The sequence below is a fragment of the Streptomyces sp. NPDC059008 genome (assembly GCF_042749045.1).
Taxonomy (GTDB): Bacteria; Actinomycetota; Actinomycetes; order Streptomycetales; family Streptomycetaceae; genus Streptomyces.
The window spans coordinates 21,567-27,635 of record NZ_JBHYJC010000067.1; the positions used below are offsets into that span (position 1 = coordinate 21,567).

Genomic DNA, 6,069 nt, shown 5'->3' on the forward strand with positions numbered 1-6,069 from the left:
TGGGTGGTGCGTCGGCCGCGTGTGCCGCGCCGCGGGGGTCAGCCCTCGGCGCTGATACGGGCCAGACGCTGCGCCTCGGCCCGCGTGGTGCGGGCGATGGCGTCCTCGTCGGCGTGCAGCAGACGGTCGTTCTCGACGACCGGCTTGCCGTTGACGAGGGAGAGCGTGACCGGAGCCGCGGCCCCGAACACGAGGGCGGTCACCGGGTCGGCGATGGAGGAGTGGGCGAGCGTGTCCAGCTTCCACAGCACCAGGTCGGCGAGCTTGCCCGGCTCCAGGGAGCCGATCTGGGTGGCGCGGCCCAGGACCTGCGCACCGCCGTAGGTCCCCAGGCGCAGCGCCTGGCGGGCGTTGAGCGCGGCCTCGCGGTGCGCACCGAGGCGGTTGATCAGCAGCGCGTTGCGCAGCTCGGTGTGGAGTTCGCCGGACTCGTTGGAGGCGGTGCCGTCGACGCCGAGGCCGACCGGGACTCCGGCGGCGAGCATGTCGGGGACGCGGGCGATGCCGGCGGCCAGCCGCGCGTTGGACGACGGGCAGTGCGCGACACCGGTCTTCGTCCGGGCGAAGGCCGCGATGTCGGAGTCGTTCATGTGGACGCAGTGGGCCATCCACACGTCCTCGCCCAGCCAGCCGGTGGACTCGAAGTAGTCGGTCGGGCCCATGCCGAACAGCTCGTGGCAGAACTTCTCCTCCTCGACCGTCTCCGAGCCGTGCGTGTGCATCCGCACGCCGAGCCGGCGGGCGAGCTCCGCGCCCTGCCGGAGCAGCTCGGTGGAGATGGAGAAGGGCGAGCAGGGGGCGACGGCGACCTGGGTCATCGCGTCGAAGGAGGCGTCGTGGTGCTTGTTGACGGTCTCCTCGGTGCCGGCCAGCGCGCCTTCGAGGGTCTCCACGGCGAAGTCCGGCGGCAGACCGCCGTCCTTCTCGCTGCGGTCCATGGAGCCACGGGCCAGGGTGAAGCGGACGCCCATGTCGGAGGCGGCCTTGATGATGGCACCGGAGAGGTCGCCGGAGCCCTTCGGGTAGACGTAGTGGTGGTCCATCGCGGTGGTGACACCGCCGCGGGCCATCATCGCCAGCGAGCCCTGCGCGGCCGAGTGCACCATCTGCTCGTCGATGCGCGCCCAGGTCGGGTAGAGCGCGACCAGCCAGTTGAAGAGGTTGTGGTCGGTGGCCAGCCCGCGGGTGATCCACTGGTAGAAGTGGTGGTGGGTGTTGACCAGGCCCGGGGTCACCAGGTGGCCGGTGGCGTCGATGCGACGGACCACGTTCTCCAGACCCTCGGGGGCCTTGCCGGCGCCGATCGACTCGATCTTGTTGTCGGCGATGACGAGGTACCCGGAGGCGTACTCGGTGTCCTGGGCGTCGACGGTCGCGATCGCACAGTTCTCGATGACGATGCGCTGGGCTGCCGATGGTGCCATCGTGCTTCCTCTTCTCTGTGGTGGCGATGTGGCTCCCCCTTGCTCGAACGAGTCCGGGAGCTCGGGGGCGGGCACGGCAGGACCCTAGGAGGATTTGAGTGCCGGAACCGTCGAGCGGGTCCGGGTGCCGAGATGGTGGAAGAACAGGTTGAGCAGGACCGCGGCCAGGGCCCCGGCACTGATTCCGGAGCCGAGCACGGTCTGCGCCCAGGCGGGGAAGTCCGCGTAGAAGGTCGGTGCGGCCAGCGGGATGATGCCGGCGCCGAGCGACACCGCGACCAGGATGATGTTGGAGCTGTCGTCGAGCCCGGCCTCGGCGAGCGTACGGATGCCGCTGACCGCGATCGAGCCGAACAGGACGATACCCGCACCGCCGAGGACCGGCATCGGCACCAGCGAGACCACGGCGCCCAGGACGGGGAAGGCGCCGAGGACCAGGAGCGTGGCGCCGGCGAGCGCGACGACGTAGCGGCTGCGCACCTTCGTCAGCGACACCACTCCGACGTTCTGCGCGAAGGCGCTGGTCGGGAAGCCGCCGATGACGGGGCCGAGCAGGGTGGCCAGGCCGTCGGTGCGCAGTCCGCGGGTGAGGGTGGCGCTGGTGGTGGGGCGGTCGCAGATCTCGCCGAGGGCGAGCATGCCGGCCGACGACTCCGTCATCAGCACCAGCATCACCAGGCACAGCGAGAGGATCGCGGCCGGCTGGAACTCCGGTGCGCCGAAGGAGAACGGGGTGGGCAGTGCGGCGATCGGGGCCGAGCGCAGCCCGTCGAAGCTCGCCATCCCGAAGGGGACCGCGGCGACGGTGCCGACGACCAGGCCGATCAGCAGGGCGATCTGCTTGACGAAGCCCTGGGTGAAGCGCTGGACGAGCAGGATCACCACGAGGGTGAAGGCGGCGAGCGCCAGGTTCTGCATGGCGCCGAAGTCGGCGGCGTGCTCGTCGCCGCCCTGCGCCCAACCGACCGGTACGGGCATCAGGGTGACCCCGATGAGGGTGATGACGACGCCGGTGACCAGCGGCGGGAAGAAGCGCAGCAGTCTGCCGAAGAACGGGCCGATCGCGAGGCAGAAGACCCCGGCGACCATGACCGCCCCGTAGACGGCGGGGAGTTGATGGCCCTTCGCGGTGGTCTCGGCGATGGCGAGCATCGGGGTGATGCCGGCGGAGCTGGCCGCGTTGACGAAGGGCAGCCGGTTGCCGGCGAAGCGACGGAAGCCGAGCGTCTGCAGGAGCGTGGCGAGCCCGGCGACGAGCAGGCCGGCGGCGATCAGCCGGGTGCGGCCCGCGGCGTCCAGGCCGACGGCCTGGCCGATGATGAGCGGAGGGGTGACGACACCGGCGTACATCGCGGCGATGTGCTGGAGCGCGGCAGGGACGAGCCGCTCGGCCGCCGGCTTCTCGTCCACCGGGTGGACCGGGGACGAAGGGTGGTGCGGGTCGTGCGATGGCTGTGCCATGGGTCGTTCCCCTCAGGATCCGCGCCCCCTCCCCGCTGTCGGGTGGGGAGGGGACGCGAGGCACGGCGTGGCGTCAAAGGCGCTCAGAGGTTGGTCAGATCCACCGGGATCAGGGCTTCGACACCGTCGCGCAGGACAGTGGCTTCGATCAGGCCGTACGGGCGGTCCGCCGCGTAGTAGACCTCGTTGTCGTTCTTGAGCCCGAACGGCTCCAGGTCCACCAGGAAGTGGTGCTTGTTCGGGAGGGAGAACCGCACCTCGTCGATCTCGGAGCGGTTGTTGATGATGCGCGAACCCATTTGGTACAGGGTCTGCTGGAGCGAGAGGCTGTAGGTCTCGGCGAAGGCGTGCAGCATGTGCTTCTTCACCTGCTCGTACGAACGCTCCCAGTTGGGCATCCGCTGCTCGTCCTCGGTCCAGTTGAACCGCCAGCGGGCGGACACCTGCGTGGCGAGGATGCGGTCGTAGGCCTCCTTCAGCGTCGTGTACTTGTCCTTGATGTAGCCCCAGAACTCCGAGTTGGTGGAGTTCATCACCACGAGGTCCTTCAGACCGGAGATGACCTGCCACTGCTCACCGTCGTAGGTGATCTCGGTGAGCCGGGTCTCCTGGCCCTGGCGGACGAAGGAGTGCTTGACCTCGTCGGCGCCGATGAAGCGGGAGTTGGCGTCGGAGGTCTCGATCCGCTCCCAGGCGTACTCCTCGATGCGGATCCGGGCCCGCTTGATCGGCTCCTGGCTGGTGACGAAGTGCCGGGCCAGGTGGATGCCGAACTGCTCGGCCGACTCGATCCCGTACTCCTTGGCGAAGGCGTACACGGTGTTCTTGGTCGTGTCGGTGGGCAGGCAGTGGGCGTTGGAGCCGGAGAGGTGGACCTCCTCCAGGTCGCCGGAGAGGGCGACGGAGACGTTCAGGTCCTTGATGTGGTGCGTGTCGCCATCGCGGGTGATCTTGACGACGCGGTTCTCCGCTTTGCCGTACTGGTTCTGGCCGAGAATCACCGGGCGGGCCGGGCGGGATTGGGCAGTCATGTCGGTGCTAGCTCCCTCGGTATACGGAGTAGCCGAACGGGTTGAGCAGCAGCGGTACGTGATAGTGCTCGCCCGGATTGACGGCAAAGGTGATTGCCACCTCCGGGAAGAAAGCTCCGCTGTCCCTTACGCGGGGGGCGTCCTGCTGTTCCTCGGCTTGCTGGGTTGCCTCGTGGTGTACGAAGTACTCCTCGACGGCGAAGTCGAGGCGTACGTGAGTGGTGCCGTCCGGCAGCGCCGGCAGGTCCTTGCAGCGGCCGTCCGCGTCGGTCTTGGACGCGCCGTGGGCCGTCCAGGCACCGTCGCGGCCGGAGCGCACCGAGAGCGTGAGGGCGACGCCCTCCGCGGGCCGGCCCACGCTGGTGTCCAGGATGTGCGTGGACACCGACGTCTGTGCAGCCGTCTCGCTGCTCATGCTGCGTCTCCTTCCGCGTTCTCCGCGATACGGGTCAGCCGTATGCGGTTGATCTTGCCGAGTTCCACACGAACGATCTCTCGTTCGTGTTCCGGCGTGTTGTCGATCCGGTTACGCACCGCATCGCGCATCTGCTCTCCGGTACGGCCGGAGGCACAGATCAGGAAGACATGGCCGAACTTCTCCTGGTAGGCCAGGTTGAGTTCGAGCATCTCCGCCTTGAGCTCGTCGGAGGCGCCGGCCATCCCGCTCTGCTCGCGGTTCGAGGTCGGGTCCCCCGGCTTCGGCCGGCCGATGGGCGGGTGCCCGGCCATCGCCTCGGCCAGGTCCTGTGCGGTCAGCTCGGCCATGGCGGCGTCGCTGGCGGCGAACAGGGCGTCGGTGGTGGCGTAGGGGCGCTGGGCGAGAACCTTGTCGCCCCATGCCCGGCTGGCACACACCTCGTGCAGTGCGGCCCGCGCCGTACTGTCGTCGGCGGTGTTGAACCGGGTGAGCCCCGGGGTCTTGCTCGAAGACACGGGAAGCCTCCGTGGCCTGGTGCTGGACAGCTCTGGTTGGCTGGAAACAGCTAAGACCCCCGGCAACATCACGTCAACACTTTGTTGAAAAGTCGGTGACACAAAAGCCGCCGTCCGGGGGATGCGGGACGGCGGCTTCGGCGGTCGGGGCGGTTCTTCGTCCGGATCGCCTCAGTCGGCGCCCTTCGCGGCATTCTCCCTGTTCAGGTAGTTGTAGACGGTGAAGCGGCTGACGCCGAGGGCGCCCGCGACCGTCTCGACCCCGTGCCGGACCGAGAAGGCGCCGCGGGTCTCCAGGATCCGCACCACCGACTGCTTGGTCTTGCGGTCAAGATCGGCCAGCGGCATACCGTGCCGGCGCTCCAGCTCGGCCAGGATGTGGTCGAGCGAATCCGACAGGTGCGGGAGCCGCACGGCCACCCGGTCCTGCCCCTCCCAGGCCAGCACGACATCGTCGCCCTGGGCAAGGTCCGGCGCGACCATCTGTCCACCCATGGCGTCCACCAGCGGCTTGACCGCCTGGACGAACGGGTGGTCGGCGGGCTCGGTCACGTCGCGTCCCCCTCGCCCCGCTCGGCTTCCCCGATCACGTTGACCTGCAGGGAGACCCGGGTGGCGCCCGCCCGCAGGGTTTCGCGCAGCAGCGCGGACACCGCACCGAGCACCTGGTCGGCGTCACCCTCGGCCGTATTGCCGAACGGACCCACATCGACGGCGTCCAGATCGGCGCCGGTGACGATGTCGCGCGCCACCACCGCGTGCTCCGGCGCCTCGTCCAGGTCGAACGGCTCCGTCGTGAACTCCACTCTCAATCGCACGCCGCTCAACCTACGCGCGGTTCGCCCCGGCCACCAGAAATTGCCCCGGGGCCCCCTTGACAGCCTCGGAACGCGGCAGGCAATGTTCCGTTAAGCAGAAAAACAGTTCCACTATCCGGAAGGAGCGCCGGCCTTTATGGGTTTCACGGACACGCGCTTCAACGTCAATCTGTCGATCCTGTTCACCGAGCTTCCGTTGCTGGAGCGGCCGGCGGCCGCGCGGGCGGCGGGTTTCACGGCGGTGGAGCTGTGGTGGCCGTGGGTGGACGCCCCGGTTCCGGAGCAGGCGGAGCTGGATGCGCTGCGGGCGGCGTTGGAGGACGCCGGGACGCGGCTGGTGGGGCTGAACTTCTACGCCGGTCAGCTGCCGGGCCCCGATCGTGGTGCGTTGTCGGTGCCGGG

The 6,069-nt window shown here is 69.2% G+C and carries 7 protein-coding genes and 1 pseudogene; 1 reads left to right on the forward strand and 7 read right to left on the reverse strand.

What is annotated here, in order from left to right:
• Positions 1-38: 38 nt before the first annotated feature.
• From ACFWZH_RS37000 to ACFWZH_RS37030, 7 genes are all read right to left on the reverse strand, one after another.
• Positions 39-1,424, reverse strand: a complete 1,386-nt coding sequence (locus tag ACFWZH_RS37000) for an 8-oxoguanine deaminase (protein WP_384442026.1) — start codon at positions 1,422-1,424, stop codon at positions 39-41.
• Between the two features lie 84 nt (positions 1,425-1,508).
• Complete coding sequence (locus tag ACFWZH_RS37005) at positions 1,509-2,885, reverse strand: nucleobase:cation symporter-2 family protein (RefSeq protein ID WP_384442029.1); 1,377 nt, start codon at positions 2,883-2,885, stop codon at positions 1,509-1,511.
• Between the two features lie 83 nt (positions 2,886-2,968).
• Positions 2,969-3,916, reverse strand: coding sequence for a factor-independent urate hydroxylase (gene pucL / locus ACFWZH_RS37010; protein WP_384442032.1), 948 nt, complete (start codon positions 3,914-3,916; stop codon positions 2,969-2,971).
• A 7-nt stretch (positions 3,917-3,923) separates the two neighbouring features.
• Entirely contained in the window at positions 3,924-4,331 is a 408-nt protein-coding gene (gene uraH, locus ACFWZH_RS37015) for a hydroxyisourate hydrolase (RefSeq protein WP_384442035.1), read from the reverse strand.
• Positions 4,328-4,849 (reverse strand): 2-oxo-4-hydroxy-4-carboxy-5-ureidoimidazoline decarboxylase, encoded by a 522-nt coding sequence (gene uraD / locus ACFWZH_RS37020; RefSeq protein WP_384442037.1) that lies wholly within the window; start codon positions 4,847-4,849, stop codon positions 4,328-4,330. Before uraD ends, uraH begins: the two co-directional genes overlap by 4 nt.
• A 171-nt stretch (positions 4,850-5,020) precedes the next feature.
• Positions 5,021-5,401, reverse strand: a complete 381-nt coding sequence (locus tag ACFWZH_RS37025) for a helix-turn-helix domain-containing protein (protein WP_384442040.1) — start codon at positions 5,399-5,401, stop codon at positions 5,021-5,023.
• Complete coding sequence (locus ACFWZH_RS37030; RefSeq protein ID WP_384442043.1) at positions 5,398-5,667, reverse strand: hypothetical protein; 270 nt, start codon at positions 5,665-5,667, stop codon at positions 5,398-5,400. Before ACFWZH_RS37030 ends, ACFWZH_RS37025 begins: the two co-directional genes overlap by 4 nt.
• 136 nt (positions 5,668-5,803) lie before the next feature.
• On the opposite strand from ACFWZH_RS37030, the pseudogene ACFWZH_RS37035 reads away from it, so the two are divergent.
• A pseudogene (locus ACFWZH_RS37035) lies at positions 5,804-6,069 on the forward strand (hydroxypyruvate isomerase); the annotation flags it as partial.

What these genes read in the sequence shown, in the direction of transcription:
- pucL (WP_384442032.1), bottom strand. Translation starts at nt 3,916, where the DNA reads ATGACTGCCCAATCCCGCCCGGCCCGCCCGGTGATTCTCGGCCAGAAC.
- ACFWZH_RS37005 (WP_384442029.1), bottom strand. Translation starts at nt 2,885, where the DNA reads ATGGCACAGCCATCGCACGACCCGCACCACCCTTCGTCCCCGGTCCAC.
- uraH (WP_384442035.1), bottom strand. Translation starts at nt 4,331, where the DNA reads ATGAGCAGCGAGACGGCTGCACAGACGTCGGTGTCCACGCACATCCTG.
- ACFWZH_RS37000 (WP_384442026.1), bottom strand. Translation starts at nt 1,424, where the DNA reads ATGGCACCATCGGCAGCCCAGCGCATCGTCATCGAGAACTGTGCGATC.